A 17,647-nucleotide genomic window follows, 5' to 3' on the forward strand; every position below is an offset into this window, starting at 1 on the left:
GGGCATGCGATCTCTTTCACGACGGAGCCTGCTGGCGGCGGCCGGCGCGAGCCTCTGGGCGCTGCCCACCCATGCCGGCGCCAAAGCGCCGAGGATCGTCAGCCTCGACTACGGCCTCTCCTCGACGCTTCTGTCGCTGGGGCTGGCGCCGGTCGGCATCGCCGGGGTCGCCGACTGGGGCAAGTGGGTGGTCGAGCCGCCGCTGCCGCCGGGGGTGGCCGACGTCGGCGACGCGCTGATGGTCAACCGGGAGGCGCTGACGGCGCTGGCGCCGACGCTGATCCTGTCGACGCCCTATCTCGACAGCCTGACGCCGATGCTGGAGACGATCGCGCCCGTCCTCAGGCTCTCCGTCTACGACGCCAGCGGCGGGCCGGTGCTGCCGAAGGCCGAGGCGGCAACGCGGCTTCTCGGCGACCATTTGGGACGGCGCGCCGAGGCCGAAGCCTTTCTCGAACGCGCCGACCGGCATTTCGATACGTGCCGCGCGGCGGTGCGGGCAGCCGGCGCGCCGCCAGTGGCGGTGATCAGCTTTCTCGACGCGCGGCACGCTCGCATCTACACGGCGCCCGGCCTGTTCGACGACACGCTCGGCCGCATCGGCATGCGCAACGCCTGGCCTCGCGCCGGGCAATACTGGGGCTTCGACACCATCGGCATCGAACGGCTGACCGAGATCGACGCGCCCGGCGCGCATCTGATCGCGCTCGAACCCCTGCCGCGCGAGGCGCTGCCGACGCTGAGCGACAGCCCCATCTGGTCGAGCCTCTCCTTCGTGCGGGAGAGACGCTTCGCCGTTCTGCCGATCACGCTGATGTTCGGCATGGTCAACGAGGCGATGCGCTTCGCCGGCCAGATGGCCGAGTATGCAAGGCGGGTGACATGAGCGTTTCGGTTTCTCTCCCGCCGTTCCCATCCAGGCATCCGGCGCCCTTCGCCGCCCTTCTGCTGGCGCTGGCCGGATGGCTCGCCTGGCTCACGATGGCGCCGCTTCTCGCCGCGTCCGGGCCGGTCGACAGTCTCCTTCTGATGAACTCGGCCTTGCCCAGGCTGGCGGTGGCGCTGCTCGCCGGGGCCGCGCTGGGGCTCTCCGGCGCGCTGTTCCAGTTCGTCCTGAAAAACCCGCTGGCCTCGCCCGCCACGCTCGGCGTGTCGGCGGGCGCCAATCTGGCGCTGGTCGTCGCCATGCTGTACGCGCCCGCCCTGATGGGGCTCGGGCGCGACGTGGTGGCGCTGGCCGGCAGCGGCATTGCGGCGGCCGTGGTGCTGCGCCTCGGCGCAAGGCGCGACTTCTCGCCCTTCGTGCTGATCCTCGCCGGCCTCATCGTGTCGCTTTGGTGCGGCGCGCTTGCCGCCATCCTGATCCTGATGAACGACCGCTATCTGGCGGGCCTGTTCATCTGGGGCGCCGGGTCTCTGTCGCAACAGAGCTGGCAGCCGGTGCTGTCGCTCGCCCCGAAGCTCCTGGTCGCCGCCGTGCTCGCCGGGCTGATGCTGCGGCCGCTGGCGCTTCTGGAAGCGGGCGACGTGACGGCGTCGTCGCTGGGCGCCCGCGTGCCGCGCCTGCGCTTCATGGCCGTCGCCATCGCCGTGGTGCTGGCGGCGCTGGTGACCAGCACGGTGGGCGTGATCGGCTTCATCGGCCTCGTCGCGCCGGCCATCGCCCGCCTCACCGGCGCGCGGCGTCCGGCGGCGATCCTGCTCTGGTCGGGCGTGTTCGGCGCCGGGCTTCTGTCCGCCACCGACGGGCTGGTGCAGTGGATGGCCGGCGGCATGAAGGACTTCGTGCCGACGGGCGCCGTCACCGCCGTCATCGGCGCGCCGCTTCTTCTGGCGCTGCTCGGCGGGCTGAAGGCGCGTCACCGACCGCTGCCGGCCGCCCGTCCGCAGAGGATGGCGGCGAGCGTCGAGCGCTGGGGCAGGGGGCGCTGGGTGGTCCTCGCCCTCGGCTTCCTCCTGCTGCTGACCCTGGCGCTGTTCGTCGGCAGGGCGCCGCTCACCGGCGGCTGGAGCCTGCCGCCGCTTCCCGTGCTCGACGACATCCTGGCGCTGCGCCTGCCGCGCGTCGTCGCCGCGCTGTCGGCCGGGGCCATGCTGGCGGTGGCCGGCGTCATCCTGCAACGGCTGACCGGCAACGAACTCGCCAGCCCGGAAGTGCTGGGCATCAGCGCCGGGGCGACCGTCGGCGTCACCGTGCTGCTGTTCGTCGCCGCCGTGCCGACGCTGCCGCTCCAGCTTCTGGCGGCATCGCTGGGTTCGCTCGCCGTGCTTGCCGCCATCTTCACGCTGGGCTTCGGAAAGCGCTTCGAGCCAGAGCGCCTTCTGATGGCCGGCGTGGCGCTGAGCGCGCTGGTCGACGCGATCTGCGGCGTCATCGCCGTCAACGGCGATCCCCGGGCGATGATCCTGTTGCGCTGGATGAGCGGCTCGACCTATTCGGCCGATCTCACGCTGTCGCTGACGGTTCTCGTGAGCGGCCTCGTCCTGGCCGTCGCCGCTCTCGCCATGCGGCGCTGGCTCGACATCCTGCCGCTCGGAACCGAGACGGCGTCCGGCGTCGGCATCGACCTCGGCCGCTCCCGCCTGCTGCTGTTCCTGGTGGCCGGCATCCTCTCCGGCGCGGCGACGCTGGCGGCAGGTCCCCTCAGCTTCGCCGGGCTGATGGGGCCGCATATCGCCCGCGAGCTGGGGCTCAAGCGGGCCGGTTCGCAGATCGTCGGCGGGGCGCTGGCAGGAGCCGGCATCCTGGTGCTGGCCGACTGGGCCGGCCGCAACCTCGCCTTCCCCTACGAGATGCCGGCCGGCCTGGTGGCGGCGCTGATCGGCACGCCGCTGCTGCTGGCCTTGATAAGGCGTGGGTAATCAGCCCCGTCCTTGCGGCAGCGGGCAGGTTTCGCCGCAGCCGCCGATGCCCGGCAGCATGTAGCGCAGGCAGCAGACCTTGCGCTGCGATTGCACGCTATCACCGACCGAAATGCGCTTGATCGAGCCGTGCAGCGGGTTGTCCATGCCGTCGGCGAGCTTGTATTTGCCGAACAGCTGAAGGCCTGCCGCATCGTCGCTGCCGGGGTCGAGTTCCCTGGCGATCCAGTCGATGTAGCCGGCGGCGTTGCACCAGAGAAGGCGCGGCGACAGCCGGCAGTGACCGCTCAGGAAGGCGATGGCCGGGCGGAGGTGATCCTCGATCATCGTCCCCAGGGCGTCACTGGCCTTGAGGCCATGCGCGACGTGTCCGCGATGTGGCAGCACGAATGCGTCCGGCAACCCCGTGTCGGGCGTGGCGATCATCCTGAGATCGCCGAGCGCCAGCGGCAGCACGAGGCCGAGCCGCCGCCACAGGACGACTGGGGCGATGGCGAGCGTTGAAAAATAGTAGAGCGACCACAGCGACGCCACCGCACGCCGGTCGCTCTCGGGGTAGCGGTCGAGAAGCGGAGCGAGCGCGCCGTCGAAGCCTTCGGCGGTGAACAGGTCGCGGCAGGCGACCACCCCGCCGCCCGGCGGGGCGGCGAGGCGCAGCTTGCCCGTGAGGTAGCCGGCCAGCGCCGGTTCGGCGCGGGCCAGCAGATCGTCCAACTCTCCAGTCATTACCAGCTGTATTTCAGCTTGCCGAAAATGGCGCGACCGTCGCCGTAGTAGTCGGTGCCGTAGTAGGTAGTGGAGACGTACTCTTCGTCGAAGATGTTGGTGGCGTTGACCTGGAGGGTGACGTTTTCCGTCATCTTGTAGGCGGCCATGGCGTCGAAGACGATGTGGGAGGGAACCTTGACGGTGTTCTCGGCGTCGCCCCAGGTCGAGCCGACATAGCGCGCGCCGGCGCCCAGCGTCAGGTCGCCGAAGGTGCCGTTGCCGGGGATCGTGTAGTCGAGCCACACGGAGGCAAGGTGGCTGGGCACGCGCTCGGGCGTGTTGCCGATGAGGCCGCTGCTTCCGTCGCTGGTGATCTCGCCATCCCAGTAGGAGTAGGCGAGCGTGGCGTTGAGGCGGTCGAAGACCTCGAACTTGCCTTCCAGCTCGACGCCGCGCACCCGCACTTCGCCGATCTGCCTCTGCACCGTGTGGGCGTCGTTCCACGAGGGTACGTTGGTCTGGGTGAGATCGAAGAAGGCCAGCGTGAACAGGCCCTTGAAGTCCTCCGGCTGGAACTTCAGGCCGACCTCGTATTGCGTGCCTTCCTGGGCCTTCAGCGATCCGTCGACGGCATAGCCGTTGGCGGTGGGCGCCACCAGCGGCTGGAAGGACTCCGAATAGTTGGCATAGGCGGAGAGCCCCGGCGTCAGCAGGTAGCTGGCGCCGAGCCGCTTGGTGAGGGCGTTTTCCGTGCCGTGGTCGCTGGTGCCGCTGTCGACATAGTCGGCGGTGCTGTCGACGTAGTCGTAGCGGAGGCCGCCGGTCAGCGTCAGCCGGTCGAACAGGGTCAGCTCGTCCTGGGCATAGACGCCGAGGGCGCTCTGCTTGACGCGCCAGTTCACGTAAGGGGCGGTGGTGATGCAGGAGAGGCCGCAATAGACGGGGTTGAAGATGTCGATCGGGCCGACGGTGCCGGAGACGATGTCCTCGCGGGTGTTGTCATAAGTGAAGTCGGTGCCGAGCAGCAGCTTGTTCCGGGCGCCGCCGATGTCGTGGTCGTATTGCAGCTGGTTGTCGATGGCGAAGCGGTTGGAGCTGCCGTCGACGGCGAAGGAGGTGCGGTCGGCGGTGGGGTCGGTGGTGGCGCCGTAGACCTCCCGGTAATCGAGGCCGACGTGCGAGTAGCGGGCGTTCTGGCGGAAGGTGACGCCGTTGTCGAAGCGGTGCATGAACTCGTAGCCGGCGTCCGCCTGGGTGGTGTCGAACTTGTTGAAGTCGGGCTCGCCCAGGAAGGTGTCGATGTCGAAGCCCGTCACGCCGTGGGGAATGCCGCGGGCCGGCGAGCCGTTGCGCCGGGAGTAGTTGGTGAGAAGCGTCAGGCTGGTGGCGGCATCCGGGCTGTAGGTCAGGGCCGGCGCGACATAGAGGCGGTCGTCCTTGGAATAGTCGTAGCTTCGGCCGTCTGACTTCTGGCCCTTCATGGTGATGCGATAGGCCCAGGGGCTGTCGGGCGACAAGGGACCGCCGATGTCGAGGCCGGTCTCGAAGTGGTTGTCGGTGCCGAGCGTGGTGTAGACCTCGCCGAAGGGCGTCGTGGTCGGCTTCTTGGTCACTGCGTTGATCAGGCCGCCGGGGCCGTTCAAACCGAACAGCGTCGACGTCGAGCCCTTCAGCACCTCGACCCGCTCAAGCCCGTAAGGCTCCAGCCGAGCGGCGGTGAACCAGGCGGGAATGCGGGCGGGCAGGCCATCGCGATAGGTGCCGAGCGAGGTCTGATCGAAGCCCCGGATGCGGTAGTAGTCGTAGCGGTCGTCCGAGCCGAACTCGTCGACCGACACGCCAGAGGTATAGGACACGGCTGCCTGCACCGATTGGGCGGCGCGCGTCTCGATCTCCTTCTCCGTGACGACGGAGACGGAGTTGGAGCTCCTCAGGATCGGCGTGTCGCTCTTGGTGGCGCTTTGCGACGTGGCGGAGACGATCGACGTCGCCGGGTTGTCGCCCGTTCCGGTCTCGACGACGATCGGTTCGAGGCTGACGGCCGACGGATTGTCGGCGGACTGGGCGAGGGCCGGCGTCGCCTGGAGCATGGCGATGACGACGAGGCTCGTTCCGGAGAACAGAACGGCGCCACGGGCGGCGCCGGCCGACCGGGACGAGTGATTTGCAATGGCTCGGTGCACGGAGCCCCCCTTCAAGTTCCAAACATCCGCTTGCGGATGCGCAGTTAATATGAGTCTATGACTCAACTTAGAGGGGGCGGAGAAAGCCAGTCAACGCGAAAGCGCGACTTTGGAAGTGTTTTAACTTGGGTATCGGATCTGTCCACAAATGTAAATTTAGAATAATTCAAATTACGAGTGGATTCTCGCGAGATTTCTTGCGCATTTCTCAAGTATCAGATCCGGGAGATTCGGCGATTGAATTATGTGTGACCGCTTCTCATCTGGGTCAGCGTCTCGCCGCCTGAGGAATATTGCCGTTTCTTGGCCCCTGAGCGGCGGCGAGGGTGATCTCTTCTATCGGTGCGCGTTCGGGCGCCTCTCGCGGTGTTCAGGGGCGGGATGGAAGGGTTACAGAGTCTCCGGCCATTTTCGCGCCGTGTGCATCACCGTCAGGACTTCGATTGACGAAGTCTGGACCCGATAGGGCACGATATAGGGGATATCGGCAAAGACCAGTTCGCGCGTCTCTCTGATGCGTCCCACCCGGCCGATGGCTGGATGGTCTGCCAGACGTTCCACCCCGGTGATGATCCGCGCGACCACGCGGGCTGCGGCGGCGGGATCATCGGCGGTGATATGCGCTCCAATCTGGTCGAGGCGCCGAACCGCTCGCTTCGTCCAACGGATCTCGCGGCTCATGTCTTGCTGTCGGATCCCACGTATTTGGCGACGACAGCGGAAAGGTCGTCGGCCGTCGCAAACTCACCCTGATCGGCTTCCGCCAAACCGGCTTCGATCTCGGCGATCTGCCATTCCTCACGGGCCAGAAAGTCGTCTATGGCCTGGGCGGCCAGGTAGGAGCGCGACCGGTCGAGCTTGCTTGCCAACTGATCAAGCTTGCGAGTCTTCTCGTCATCGAGGCGGACGGTGAACGCGGTCATGGCTTGCAACCTGTGTGGTTCAACATGGTTTGTCTCGATTATTCGCGCATCCATCCGGTTCGTCAACGATGGACCTGGTTGTCGGCCGTCTGGAGCCGCCCCTCCGCCTTGCCCTCATCCCCTCGCGGCCTTATTGCTGGGGGAACCCACGAAACGGAGGAAGCCCATGTCGTTCCTGAAGAAACTGTTCGGCCTCGGTGGCAGCGCGCCGGCGGCGGAAACGCCGGCCGAGACGCAGGACTACAAGGGCTTCAAGATCGCCGCGACGCCATTCAAGGACGGCGGACAGTGGCAGCTCTGCGGCGTCGTCAGCCTGGAGGAGAACGGGGTCACCCGCGAGCACCGCTTCATCCGCGCCGACAAGTTCTCCGACGCCGACCAGGCCAAGGAAATGGCCTTCGAGAAGGGCCGGCTGATCGTCGATCAGCTCGGCAAGTCCGTCTTCAATTAACCCTTCGCCGGCTCCACCGCCTCCGCCTTCATGCGCAGGCGATGGCGCTGTGCCTTGACGCGGTTGCCGCAGGAGTCCATGGCGCACCAGCGGCGCTTCTGCGACCGGCTGGTGTCGAGGAAGACGCCGCCGCAGGGATCGGCTTCGCACATGCGCAGCGTGCCGGCATGCGGCAGGGCCAGGAAGGCGCCGATGGCGAGCGCCGCCCGGGCGAGCGGCAGCGCCATGTCCGCCCCGGTGAGCGTGTCGGCCGGCAAGCCGGCGATGGCGAGATCCGGCGGGCCGAGCGCCGTGGTCACCATATGGCGCAATACCTCGGGCGGCCGACGGGCGGGGGTCAACGCGCGCGTCGCCTCGCCGAGATGGATCTTCCACCTGTCGCGCAGGCGGATGGCGGCCGAGAAGACGTCGGCCGCCTGCAACGGCATGAGCCCTTCGCCCTCCCTGAGGCGGTCGCCTTCGCTCTCCGCCAGCAGGCCGGCGACGATGGCCCAGTCGACCAGCGCCCTGTAGCCGGTCAGGAAGTCGATCTCCCGGCCGTCGCGCCAGTGGCGGGTGTTGGCGAAGTCGAGCGCCGCGTCTCCGCCCAGCATCCTGAGCCGCCCCAGTTCCGAATAGTAGGCCGCGTCGTCCATTGATCGTTTCCGTGACATCCTGTAACCTTTTATGGGGTTACTTAACCCCCTTATCGTCTCTTCGCCAGTGTTGCACCCAAACTTGTCGAGGGAAACCATGCGACGCATCCCGTTGTTTCCGGCCGTCGTCACGCTGCTGGCGCTGGCCGGCCCGGCCGCCGCCTTCGAGCCCAGCGACATCTACACCGCTCAAGTGGTGGTGAGCGGGCAGGGCGAGGCCAACCGCCTGACCGGTTTCGGCATCTGCCTCGAACGGGTGCTGACGCGCGTCACCGGCGACGCCGCGCTGGCGGCCAAGCCCGAGGCCAAGGCGGCGATGGCTAGAGGGGCCGACTATGTCGCGGCCTACTCCTACCGCGACCGCCTCGAAGGCCGGCCGATCCACGACGAGCAGGGCACCTACGACCGGCCGCACAACCTCACCTGCCGCTTCAAGGCCGGCCCGCTCGACCGGCTGATCGCCGATCTCGGCGGCAAGCCGTGGCTGATGCGCCGGCCGGTGCTCGCCGTCTTTCTCGATGTCGAGAAGCCGGCCGCCCGCTACACGGTCGCCGCCAATAACGAGCGCGACCTCGCCATGCGCCAGTCGTTCGGCAACGCCTCCGACCTGATCGCCCTCGATGTGGTGTTCCCGCCGGAGACGGCGGCGCTCAACCTCGATCCCGCCCATCTCGATCCCGCGTCATCGGCGCTGAAGCAAGCGGCCGAGGCGGCCGGCGGCGACCTGCCGCTTGCAGGACGGCTCGTCTGGAGCGACGCCGACCACGGCTGGGTGGCCGACTGGGCGTTGGAGGCGGGCGGGGCGGTTCACCGCTGGCAGGTGCGCGGCGTCAGCTTCGACGACGCCTTCCGCGTGGCGCTCCGGGGCGCGGCGCGGCTTCTGTCGGGGAGCGGCGAGCCGCAGTGAGCCGGTTGTTGCGCGGCGTAGGTGGTTTGGCTTAGAACCGCTTCACGCGCTAACAAAATCGGGTCGCAAATCATGTCGGACGAGCCGCACGGCGAACTCACCATCCGCACCATCGCCATGCCGGCCGACACCAATGCCAACGGCGACATCTTCGGCGGCTGGCTGATGAGCCAGATGGACTCGGCCGGCGGCATGGCGGCGGTGCAGCGCTGCGGCGGCCGGGTGGTGACGGTGGCAGTCAACGCCATGGTGTTCCACAGGCCGGTGAAGGTGGGCGACATCCTCTGCGTCTACACCGACATCGTCCGCGTCGGCCGTAGCTCCATGCACATCCGCATCGAGGTCTGGGTGCGCCGCTTCATCACCGACCAGCACGAGAAGGTGACCGAGGGCGAGTTCACCTATGTGGCGATCGACGAGAACGGCCGCTCCCGGCCGGTCGATCCGGTGGCCTGACGGCAAAACGGCGGATCTCGGAAGACCCGCCGCCAGCTGCAACGAACCGAAGATGCCTGCTTATTTCGCGGCCGGCTCGATTTCCCACGTCATGTGAACGGTGGCGCGGATGTCCTGCTCGCCGGCCATGAAGGGAACGGCTTCGGCCTGAGGTGCGGCCTTGGCCATCATCATCGGCATCGGCGGCGTGTTCTCGCCGCCCTCGGAGATCGACAGGATGCGCTTCAGCGTGAAGCCGCCCGTCCTGGCGTAGAGTTCGGCGCGGGTTTCCAGCGTCTTCATCGCCTCGACGCGCGCCTCGTCCATCAGGCTGTCCTGGTCGTCGACGGTGAAGCTGACGCCGCGCACGTCGTTGGCGCCGACGCGGATCACCTTGTCGAGCAGGCCGCCGGCCTTGGCGATGTCGCGCAGCTTGACGGTGACGGCGTTGGAGACGCGGTAGCCGGTGATCTTCGGCGCATCCTGCGAGCCGTCGTCCTTCTGCGGCGGGTAGACCATCACCGGATCGATGGTGAACGAGGAGGTGGCGATATCCTTGTCGGCGACGCCGGCTTCCTTGAGGGCGGAGAGCGTTTCCTGCATCGCCTTGTTGTTGGCCGAGAGCGCCTCGTCGGCGGTGTCGGCCTCCTTGACCACGCCGAGCGACACGATGGCGGTGTCCGGCGTGGCGCTGACGACGCCGTCGGCGGTGAGCGTCAGCGTCGCGGTTGCCGGCTCGGCGGCGAAGGCGGCGGCGGGCAGCAGCGCGAGGCCGGTGGCGACCAGCAGCGGGCGGGAAAAGGCGATCATCGTCAGTCTCTCCGTCTCTTCTTTCGGGGCCAGCCCCGATCGACGGCGACCTTCGCCCGGCAATGAGGCGGATTCGTGGGGTGGGTGAACGACCGGAGGTCGTAGCGCCGATCGATCAGGCCATCCGCGCCTCGGCCGTGGCGGCGTCGGCCAGCGCGTTGTACTCGCCGTCGATCAGGCGGAGGATCTCGCGTTCGGCGAGGTCGGCCAGCGTGCCGTCCGGTTCGCGGTTCCTGAGGCGCGCCACGTCGAAGTCATGGCCGGGGCCGCCGAACTCCGAGCGGTAGGCGATGGCCGCGATCTCCCAGTCGTCGCCGTCATGCTCCAGGGTGACGATGCAGTCGATGCCGCCGATGAGCACTCCGGCCCGGCCGATCAGCTCCACATGGGCGGGCACCTCCGCCGTCCGGCCGGCAAGGTGGGGGCCGTCGAGGCGGTCGGGATAGGCGGCGAGGCGGTTGGCCCAGATGGCGTCGGTGTTGAGCATGAGGTGGCGTCCTTGCCGCTGGCGTGTCGATGGGCTGGAATGGCTCGTTCGCCGATAATGGGCAAAAGACCGTTTTCCTGCTCGCGCGGTGTCCGTGTCCTCCGTCGCCGTGTGGGGTTTGTGCGACGTTCGATCTAGATAAAATTGACAAGGATCAATGCGGCCTGCCCGGTCCCTCATAAAGTTGAGTGTGAAACGCAGTTGAGGGGCGAAGACCTGTGTCGTGGCGTAGCCGCCGGCGGGGCCGGGGCGGACGACGGGCGGGTTACCGTTTGCGTTTTCGAACAGGGAGGCGCTCTTGCATAGGACGGATTGGCAATGCAGAACTCAGAGGCGCGGGAATACAGCCCGGTCGCCAAGCTCTTTCACTGGCTGATGGCGGCGATCATCGTGGTCGCCTGGTTCGTCGGCTACTATGGCGGCGCCGTGCTGCACTACGGGGTGAGTGACGCCGAGACCGCGCAGAAGATCTGGGCGATCACCCTTCACAAGTCGATCGCCACCACGACGCTGTTCCTGATCGTCGGCCGCCTCATCTGGCGCGCCTACCACCGCCCGCCGGCGCTGGTCGACATGCCCGACATCATGAAGCACATGACCCATCTCGGTCATGCGGCGCTGTATTTCCTTATGATCGCCGTTCCCGTGTCGGGCTGGGCCAACAGTTCGTCGGCCGGTTATGCCATTCCGGTCGCCGGCCTGTTCACCATTCCCGGTCTCGGACCGAAGAACCCGGAGCTGACGCCCTATCTGGTGACCGCCCACTGGTTCCTGTCGTGGGCGCTGGGCCTGACGGTGCTCGGCCACCTGCTGTTCGCGCTCAAGCACCACTTCCTCGACAAGGACTCGGCGCTGCGGTCGATGATGCCGGGTCGGAGCGCCTGACAAGCCGACGTGGGGCGTGGCAGGCCGCCACGCCCCACCACCATTTTAGGCCTACTTGATGCCGGCGCGCAGGAAGCCCTGGATGAACTGACGCTGGAAGATCAGGAAGGCGATCAGCAGCGGGGCGATGACCATGACGGTGGCGGCGCTGACGATGGCAATGTCGACACCGCTCTCGGGGGCGCCGAACAGCGACAATCCCACGGTGAGCGGGCGCCGGTCCGGCGAGTTGGTGACGATCAGCGGCCACAGGAAGTTGTTCCAGTGGGTCGCCACCGAGACCAGGGCATAGGCGAGATAGACCGGACGGGCCGCCGGCACATAGACCCGCCACAACACCCCGAGCCAGCCGCAGCCATCGATGCGCGCCGCTTCCTCCAGCTCGACCGGCACCGACTTGAAGGCCTGCCGCAGCAGGAAGATGCCGAAGGCGCTGGCGATATAGGGCAGGCCCATGCCGGCGATGCTGTCGAACAGCGAGAGGCGGGCGATCATGGCGTAGTTCTCGACGATCAGCACCTCCGGCAGGATGAACAGCTGCATCAGGATGACGACGAACAGCACGTCGCGGCCGGGGAAGGCGAAGCGGGCGAAGGCATAGCCGGCCAGCGTGCACAGGACGAACTGACCGACCAACGTGAAGCTCACCAGCATCAGCGTGTTGGCGAAATAGGTAAGCCAGGGAGCGGCGTTCCAGGCGTTGCGGTAGTTGTCGAGCGTGAAGCCGGTGTCGCCGAAGCCGAGCGCCGCGCCGGAGGGGCGCAGCGACGCCCAGATGGCGAACATGAGCGGCGCCACCCACAGGAGCGCCAGCAGCCAGGCGCCGATGGTGTCGAAGGCTTCGCCGGCACGTGGCAAGGCGCGCCGCCGGGGGAGGGATGCGGTCATCGGTAGTGGATCCGCCGGTCGAGAACGCGGAACTGGAACACGGCGATCAGCCCGAGCACCAGCAGCACCAGAACGGTCATCGCCGCGGCGCGCGGGGCGTCGAAGTAGGCGAAGGCCATTTCCCACACCCAGTAGAGCACCAGCTTGGAGGCGTTGTTCGGGCCGCCCTTGGTGAGGATGAACAGGTGGTCGATCAGCTTCACCGAGTTGATCAGCGCGTTGATGAAGATGAAGGCGGTGGTCGGCATCAATAGCGGCAGCAGCACCCGGCGCGTATAGGTGATCCGCCCGGCGCCCTCCACGGCCGCCGCTTCCCTGAGGTCGGGCGGAATGGTCTGCAGCGCCGCCAGATAGAAGATCATGAAGAAGCCGGCTTCCTTCCACACCGTGACGACGATCACCGCCCACAGCGCCGTCTGCGGCTGGCCGAGCCAGTTGACGGGCGGCAGGCCGAACAGGCCGGTGACGGCGTCGATCACCCCGAGGCCGGGCGTGTAGAAGAACAGCCAGATGTTGGCCGCCGCGATCATCGGCAGCATGGTCGGCGTGAAGAAGGCGCCGCGCACCACGCCGCGCAGGGGGATCTTGGCGTTGGCCCACAGCGCCATGGCCAAGGCGATGACGATGGAGGCGGGAATGGTGACGCCGGCATAGAGAAGGTTGTTGCCGACCACCGTCGCAAAGCTCGGGTCGGCGATGAGATCGGCGTAGTTGTCCCAGCCGCTGAACGCCGAGGGGCGGCGGATGGTGCCGCGCGAGTGGAGGCTGGCCCAGAAGGTGGCGACGGTCGGCGAGAGGGCGAACAGCGTCAGCAGGATGAGCGCCGGGGAAACCAGCAACCAGCCGTAAAGGGCCTGCCGGCGCCGGTGGTAGGTGGCAAGCTGTTCCATGGTACGCCTTGGTTCGCGACATACAAAAACTCCGGCGGGGCGGATTGCGCCGCACCCCGCCGGCTTTGGGCGATCAGTTCTTGTAGGGCTTCAGCAGCCGGTCGGCGGTCGCCTGGGCATCCTTCAGTGCTTCTTCCGGCGTCTTGGTGCCGGTCAGCGCCGCCTGGACCGCGTTGTTGAGCGCCTCGCGCACCTGGGCGGTCTGCCAGGTGGAGAACTCGGCGATGGCCACCTTCAGCTGGTCGCGGGCGACCAGCGCCTGCGGGAAGCCCTCGCCATAGGTCTTCAGCGCCGGTGTGTCGTAGGCGGCCGGGCTGGTGCCGACATAGCCGGTGGCGACCGACCATTCGGCGGCGCGCTCGGGCGCCGTCATGTACTTGATGAGGTCGAGCGCGGCCGCCCGCTCGTCGTCGCTGGCGTTCTTGAACAGATAGAAGTTGCCGCCGCCGGTGGGCGAGCCGGGCTGCTTGTGGGCCGGCAGCTCGGCGACGCCGAAGTCGAACTTGGCCTCGTTCTTGACGGCGGTCAGGTTGCCGGTGGTGTGCCACATCATGGCGGTCTGGCCCTGCACGAAGGCCTGGCGCAGCGTGCCCCACTCGACGAGACCGTCCGGCGACACCTTGTGCTCGGTGGTCAGCGAGCGCCAGAAATCGAGGCCGTCGACTACGGCGGGATCGTCGAAATAGACCTCCGTGCCGTCCTTGTTCATCAGCTCCTTGCCGTTCTGAATGGCGAAGCACTGCAGCATCCAGTAGGGGTAGCCGGTCGACGGCACCATGATGCCGTAGCGGCCGTCCTTGGCGAGCGCCTTGGCGTCGGTCACCAGTTCGTCCCAGGTCTTCGGCGGCTTCTCGGGGTCGAGGCCGGCCTCACGGAACATGTCCTTGTTGTAGTACATGACGATGGTCGAACGCTGGAACGGGATGCCCCAGGTCTTGCCCTCGATCTGGCCGTTGGCCATCAGCGCCGGGTAGAAGCTCTTCAGCCATTCCTTGTCGGCGTCGGTCTTCGCCACGTCGTCGAAGGGAACGATCAGGTCCTGTTCCATCAGGTCGTAGGCGTCGATGGAGAACAGCACCGACAGCTGCGCCGGCTGGCCGCTCTTGATGGCCGACAGGGCGCGAACGCGCGTGTCGTCGTAGTTGCCGGCGTAGACGGCCTCGACCTTGATGCCGGGATGCTCGGTCTCAAAGCCGTCGATCATGCCGTCGATGACCTTGGTCAGCGGCCCGCCGACCGAGACGGGGTAATACATGGTCAGCGAAACGTCCTTGGCGGCGGCGGGGAAAGCCACGCCGGTGGCCAGCATCGCGGCGAGCAGGGCGCGCCTGTTGAGCGAAATCATGGAAGTGTCTCCGTCTGAAAATGGGGAGGATGACCTGTCGCGCCCATCGCTCTCGGAGGGGCGCTCCCACCATGCGAAGCCCCCGCCTCGGCATGGCGATGCTCGCGGGGCGGCAGCGACAGGCGCTTGCCGGTGGCACGTTCGAACAGTGTGGCGGCGCCGGGCGCCCAGTCGATGCCGACCGGCTCGCCGGCACGGATCGTCAGGCGGCCCGGCAGGCGGGCGATCGCCTCGCCGGTTCCGGTGGTGAGGTAGACGAGGGTTTCGGCGCCCAGGAACTCGGCGTCGCGCACGGTCGCCCGGTGGCGGTGGGGCGCCGGCTCGGCCAGCGAGATGGCTTCCGGGCGGATGCCGATGTCGAGGCCGGCAAGGTCGTCGCGCGGTGTGCCCGGCGGCAGCAGGCGCTCGGGCACGCTTTCCGCCGGCATCAGCACCATTGGCGGGCTGCCGAGGAAGGTGGCGACGAAGGCGGTGTCGGGGTGAAGGTAGAGCGCGTCCGGCGTGTCCGCCTGCTCGACGCGGCCGCCGTTCATCAGCACGACGCGGTCGGCCATGCCCATGGCTTCGGTCTGGTCGTGCGTCACGTAGACCACGGTCATGCCGAGCTCGCGCTGCAAGGCGCGGATTTCCTGGCGCACGGCGTGGCGCAGCTTGGCGTCGAGGTTGGAGAGCGGCTCATCCATCAGGCAGATCGGATGGCCGGCGACGATGGCGCGGGCCAGAGCGACGCGCTGGCGCTGGCCGCCGGACAGGGCGGCGGGCTTGCGTCCCTCGAGACCGGTCAGACCGGTGAGCGACACCGCCTTGGCGAGCGCGTCCTGCCGCTCGCGGCGCGGCACGCGGCGCACCGACAGGCCGAAGGTGATGTTGTCGGCCACCGTCAGGTGGGGGAACAGCGCATAGGACTGGAACACCATGGACAGGCCGCGCGCGGCGGGCGGTTCGGCCGTCATGTCGCGACCGGCGATGACGACGCGGCCGGTGTCCGGCGTTTCGAGGCCGGCGATCATGCGCAAGGTGGTGGACTTGCCGCAGCCGGACGGGCCGAGCAGCACCACGAACTCGCCTTCGTCTATGGCGAGGTCGACGCGCTCGACGCCCCGGTTGCCGCCCCAGCTTTTCGACACGCCGTCGAGGCGGATGAAGGGGGGCTTGCTCATTGCGACACTTCCTCGGCGACGATCAGCTCGGCGCCGGCCTCGCCGATCAGGCGGACGATCGGCTCCGGCGGCGGCCGATCGAAGACCACGGTGTCCATTTCGCTCAGTTCGCCGCCCCGGCAGGGCGCGGCGCGGCCGATCTTGGAGAGGTCGGCGACCAGGATCGACCGGCGGCAGCCCTCGCGCATGGCGCGGCGGGCCGAGACTTCCTCGGGGCTGAAGTCGAGCAGGGCGCCGTCGTGGTCGATGCCGCCGACGCCGAAGATGGCGAAATCCGCCCGGTAGGCGCGGAACAGGCGGTCGCCGTCGGGGCCGAGAAGGTCGCGGTCGGGCAGGCGCAGCGTGCCGCCCGGCAGGATGACGCGGCTCGATCCGGTGATCGCCAGCGCGTCGGCGACGTTGAGATTGTTGGTGACGACGGTGAGTTCCTCGTGGCCGGCCAGCGCCACGGCCACCTGCTCGGGCGTGGTGCCGATGCCGATCAGCAGCGAGGCGCGGTCGGGAATGAGGGCGGCGACGGCGCGGCCGATGGCGCGCTTGGCGTGGACGTTGATGATCTGGCGGGCCTGATAGGCGAGGTTGCCGCTGGCGTTGACCGTTTCGACCCCGCCGTGGCGGCGGCGCAGCAGGTTCTCGCCGCAGAGCGCGTTGACGTCGCGGCGGATGGTCTGCGTCGTCACGCCATAGCTGGCCGCGAGCGTTTCGATGCTCACGAAGCCCCTCTGGCGGACTTCAACCAGGATGCCGTTCTGCCGCTCGCTCAGGTTCATGTGCGTCCCGTCATGCTCAAATGAACATGAGGAACGCTATCGGGCCTCCGTGACGCTGCATTGAAGGCACAATGACATTCATATGAAACTTGGGGCGCTTTTGCCCGCCTACTTCTTCTCGGCCTTCAGCACAGCCATGCGCATGCGGTGGAAGTAGAGGGCGCGGTCGGCCGCCTGCCGGTCGATTTCGGCGTAGTTGGCGATCCAGGCGTCGATATCCACCGCCGCCGGCGTCAGGTGGCTGGCGCGCAGCTCGGACAGCTTCACGTATGCCTTGTCGCCGATGCCAAGGCTGCGGCAGACGACGGCGATGCCATAGCCGTTGTCGTGGTTGAGCACGTTGGCGATGTGCGATTCCTCAAGGCCGCTCACCTGGACGAGCAGTTCGGCCACCGCGTCCAGCCGGTCGTCCCTGGCGAAGACGTCGATGGCCTCGTCGAGCGTGCTGAGCCGCTGGCCGATCCGGCGCACGAGGGCGGTGATTTCCTGTTCGAGTTCCTGCTTCTGCCGGCGGGCGATGTCGGCCGCCTCGGTCACCAGCAGCGCCGCGAAGTCGGGCGACAGGGCCACGAGGTTCTCGAGCTTGCCGCGCGCCTCGGCGTCGAAGGCGGCGATGGCCCGGGCCAGCCGCTCGGCCGGCATGTCGGCCCGCTTGCACAGCGCCCGCAAGACCGTGGGGTGATCGAGGCCGCGCGTTGCCAGCCGCTTCAGGCCGAAGTCGGAAAAGCGGGCCGTCTCGTTCCGGGTGACGCCTTCGAGCACTTCGGCGTTGCCACGATCGGCCAGCACCTCGGTCACCGTTTCGCTGAGGTCCCTGCGGCGGGTGATCGCCAGAAGATGGCCCTGCGAGAGAGCGCCGGCGATCTCGCAGAGGTCGGAATCGGTGAGGACGTCCGACTGCTCCAGCATGACGCCGGACACGGAAAGCTCTTCATCCTGGGCAAGGCGCAGCGCCACCGCGTGCGGCGTGCAGGAAAGCGGCGCCATCCGCTCGGAAAACTGGGCGCGCACATCGACAGACACCTGATCGACAAGGCGGCAGAGAATGTCGCCGAACAGCCGGGTTTCGGCGTCGGTGTGGGTTTCCGCGCCGTCGGTGAACAACTCGGAGATCAGGACAAGGAGATCGCGGCGCTTCTCGCGCGACTTCCCCTGGCTGAGAGCAATCAATCTGTCGAACATCATGTCCTGTCGCCCTTTCGGGGAGCACTCGCCGGCCATGCGACCCGATATGGTCGGCGGGCGACTGCTCCGGCATCCGAACGGCGCCGCTGCCTCGGGAGGGCGAGGTTTCAGCTTCGACGAATG

The 17,647-nt window shown here is 67.8% G+C and carries 19 protein-coding genes; 6 read left to right on the top strand and 13 right to left on the bottom strand.

Translation table 11 applies throughout. The features are described 5' to 3' along the window. Positions 1 to 4: 4 nt before the first annotated feature. Positions 5 to 886, top strand: coding sequence for an iron-siderophore ABC transporter substrate-binding protein (locus M4J39_RS18600; RefSeq protein WP_251729983.1), 882 nt, complete (start codon positions 5 to 7; stop codon positions 884 to 886). Beyond that, the gene (gene fhuB, locus M4J39_RS18605; protein WP_251729984.1) at positions 883 to 2,862 is read left to right on the top strand and encodes a Fe(3+)-hydroxamate ABC transporter permease FhuB; all 1,980 of its coding nucleotides are present in this window, start codon (positions 883 to 885) and stop codon (positions 2,860 to 2,862) included. The genes M4J39_RS18600 and fhuB overlap by 4 nt, the downstream gene beginning before the upstream one ends. On the opposite strand, the gene fhuF is transcribed toward fhuB, so the two are convergent. The 4 genes from fhuF to M4J39_RS18625 form a co-directional block, all read right to left on the bottom strand. Continuing rightward, complete coding sequence (gene fhuF / locus M4J39_RS18610) at positions 2,863 to 3,588, bottom strand: siderophore-iron reductase FhuF (protein WP_251729985.1); 726 nt, start codon at positions 3,586 to 3,588, stop codon at positions 2,863 to 2,865. Beyond that, positions 3,588 to 5,660: a TonB-dependent siderophore receptor gene (locus M4J39_RS18615; protein ID WP_254005018.1), complete on the bottom strand. Its 2,073-nt coding sequence runs from the start codon at positions 5,658 to 5,660 to the stop codon at positions 3,588 to 3,590. Before M4J39_RS18615 ends, fhuF begins: the two co-directional genes overlap by 1 nt. A gap of 483 nt (positions 5,661 to 6,143) precedes the next feature. Next, complete coding sequence (locus M4J39_RS18620) at positions 6,144 to 6,434, bottom strand: type II toxin-antitoxin system RelE/ParE family toxin (RefSeq protein WP_251729987.1); 291 nt, start codon at positions 6,432 to 6,434, stop codon at positions 6,144 to 6,146. Continuing rightward, complete coding sequence (locus M4J39_RS18625) at positions 6,431 to 6,676, bottom strand: CopG family ribbon-helix-helix protein (protein WP_251729988.1); 246 nt, start codon at positions 6,674 to 6,676, stop codon at positions 6,431 to 6,433. Before M4J39_RS18625 ends, M4J39_RS18620 begins: the two co-directional genes overlap by 4 nt. A 166-nt stretch (positions 6,677 to 6,842) precedes the next feature. Between M4J39_RS18625 and M4J39_RS18630 the strand changes: the two genes are divergently transcribed. Continuing rightward, positions 6,843 to 7,127 (top strand): HlyU family transcriptional regulator, encoded by a 285-nt coding sequence (locus tag M4J39_RS18630; protein WP_251729989.1) that lies wholly within the window; start codon positions 6,843 to 6,845, stop codon positions 7,125 to 7,127. Here M4J39_RS18630 and M4J39_RS18635 read toward each other — a convergent pair. Then, positions 7,124 to 7,762, bottom strand: coding sequence for a CGNR zinc finger domain-containing protein (locus M4J39_RS18635; RefSeq protein ID WP_251729990.1), 639 nt, complete (start codon positions 7,760 to 7,762; stop codon positions 7,124 to 7,126). The two genes, M4J39_RS18630 and M4J39_RS18635, sit on opposite strands and share 4 nt — an antisense overlap. A gap of 97 nt (positions 7,763 to 7,859) precedes the next feature. Between M4J39_RS18635 and M4J39_RS18640 the strand changes: the two genes are divergently transcribed. Both M4J39_RS18640 and M4J39_RS18645 read left to right on the top strand, forming a co-directional pair. After that, positions 7,860 to 8,669, top strand: coding sequence for a DUF2066 domain-containing protein (locus tag M4J39_RS18640; RefSeq protein WP_251729991.1), 810 nt, complete (start codon positions 7,860 to 7,862; stop codon positions 8,667 to 8,669). 72 nt (positions 8,670 to 8,741) lie between these two features. Further along, positions 8,742 to 9,125: an acyl-CoA thioesterase gene (locus M4J39_RS18645; RefSeq protein ID WP_251729992.1), complete on the top strand. Its 384-nt coding sequence runs from the start codon at positions 8,742 to 8,744 to the stop codon at positions 9,123 to 9,125. A 60-nt stretch (positions 9,126 to 9,185) separates the two neighbouring features. Here the strand turns inward: M4J39_RS18645 and M4J39_RS18650 are convergent, their stop codons facing one another. Together M4J39_RS18650 and M4J39_RS18655 are read right to left on the bottom strand one after the other, a co-directional pair. Further along, a complete protein-coding gene (locus M4J39_RS18650; RefSeq protein ID WP_251729993.1) occupies positions 9,186 to 9,914 on the bottom strand; it encodes an SIMPL domain-containing protein in 729 nt (242 codons plus the stop codon). A gap of 115 nt (positions 9,915 to 10,029) precedes the next feature. Continuing rightward, positions 10,030 to 10,401: a hypothetical protein gene (locus M4J39_RS18655; RefSeq protein ID WP_251729994.1), complete on the bottom strand. Its 372-nt coding sequence runs from the start codon at positions 10,399 to 10,401 to the stop codon at positions 10,030 to 10,032. Positions 10,402 to 10,719: 318 nt separating this feature from the next. On the opposite strand from M4J39_RS18655, the gene M4J39_RS18660 reads away from it, so the two are divergent. Continuing rightward, positions 10,720 to 11,286, top strand: a complete 567-nt coding sequence (locus M4J39_RS18660) for a cytochrome b (RefSeq protein WP_251729995.1) — start codon at positions 10,720 to 10,722, stop codon at positions 11,284 to 11,286. A gap of 51 nt (positions 11,287 to 11,337) precedes the next feature. Here M4J39_RS18660 and M4J39_RS18665 read toward each other — a convergent pair whose 3' ends face one another. From M4J39_RS18665 to M4J39_RS18690, 6 genes are all read right to left on the bottom strand, one after another. Beyond that, positions 11,338 to 12,174 carry a carbohydrate ABC transporter permease gene (locus M4J39_RS18665; protein ID WP_251729996.1) on the bottom strand — a complete coding sequence of 279 codons (837 nt, stop codon included), beginning with the start codon at positions 12,172 to 12,174 and terminating at the stop codon, positions 11,338 to 11,340. After that, entirely contained in the window at positions 12,171 to 13,064 is an 894-nt protein-coding gene (locus M4J39_RS18670; protein ID WP_251729997.1) for a carbohydrate ABC transporter permease, read from the bottom strand. The genes M4J39_RS18665 and M4J39_RS18670 overlap by 4 nt, the downstream gene beginning before the upstream one ends. Positions 13,065 to 13,137: 73 nt before the next feature. Then, positions 13,138 to 14,409, bottom strand: coding sequence for an ABC transporter substrate-binding protein (locus M4J39_RS18675; RefSeq protein WP_251729998.1), 1,272 nt, complete (start codon positions 14,407 to 14,409; stop codon positions 13,138 to 13,140). Beyond that, entirely contained in the window at positions 14,406 to 15,569 is a 1,164-nt protein-coding gene (locus tag M4J39_RS18680) for an ABC transporter ATP-binding protein (RefSeq protein ID WP_251729999.1), read from the bottom strand. Before M4J39_RS18680 ends, M4J39_RS18675 begins: the two co-directional genes overlap by 4 nt. After that, positions 15,566 to 16,339, bottom strand: a complete 774-nt coding sequence (locus M4J39_RS18685) for a DeoR/GlpR family DNA-binding transcription regulator (protein ID WP_251730000.1) — start codon at positions 16,337 to 16,339, stop codon at positions 15,566 to 15,568. Before M4J39_RS18685 ends, M4J39_RS18680 begins: the two co-directional genes overlap by 4 nt. A 108-nt stretch (positions 16,340 to 16,447) precedes the next feature. Next, entirely contained in the window at positions 16,448 to 17,524 is a 1,077-nt protein-coding gene (locus M4J39_RS18690) for a DUF2336 domain-containing protein (protein WP_251730001.1), read from the bottom strand. Between the last annotated feature and the right edge of the window lie 123 nt (positions 17,525 to 17,647).

Origin of the sequence: Pleomorphomonas sp. NRK KF1 (assembly GCF_023721755.1) — a bacterium.
Taxonomy (GTDB): Bacteria; Pseudomonadota; Alphaproteobacteria; order Rhizobiales; family Pleomorphomonadaceae; genus Pleomorphomonas.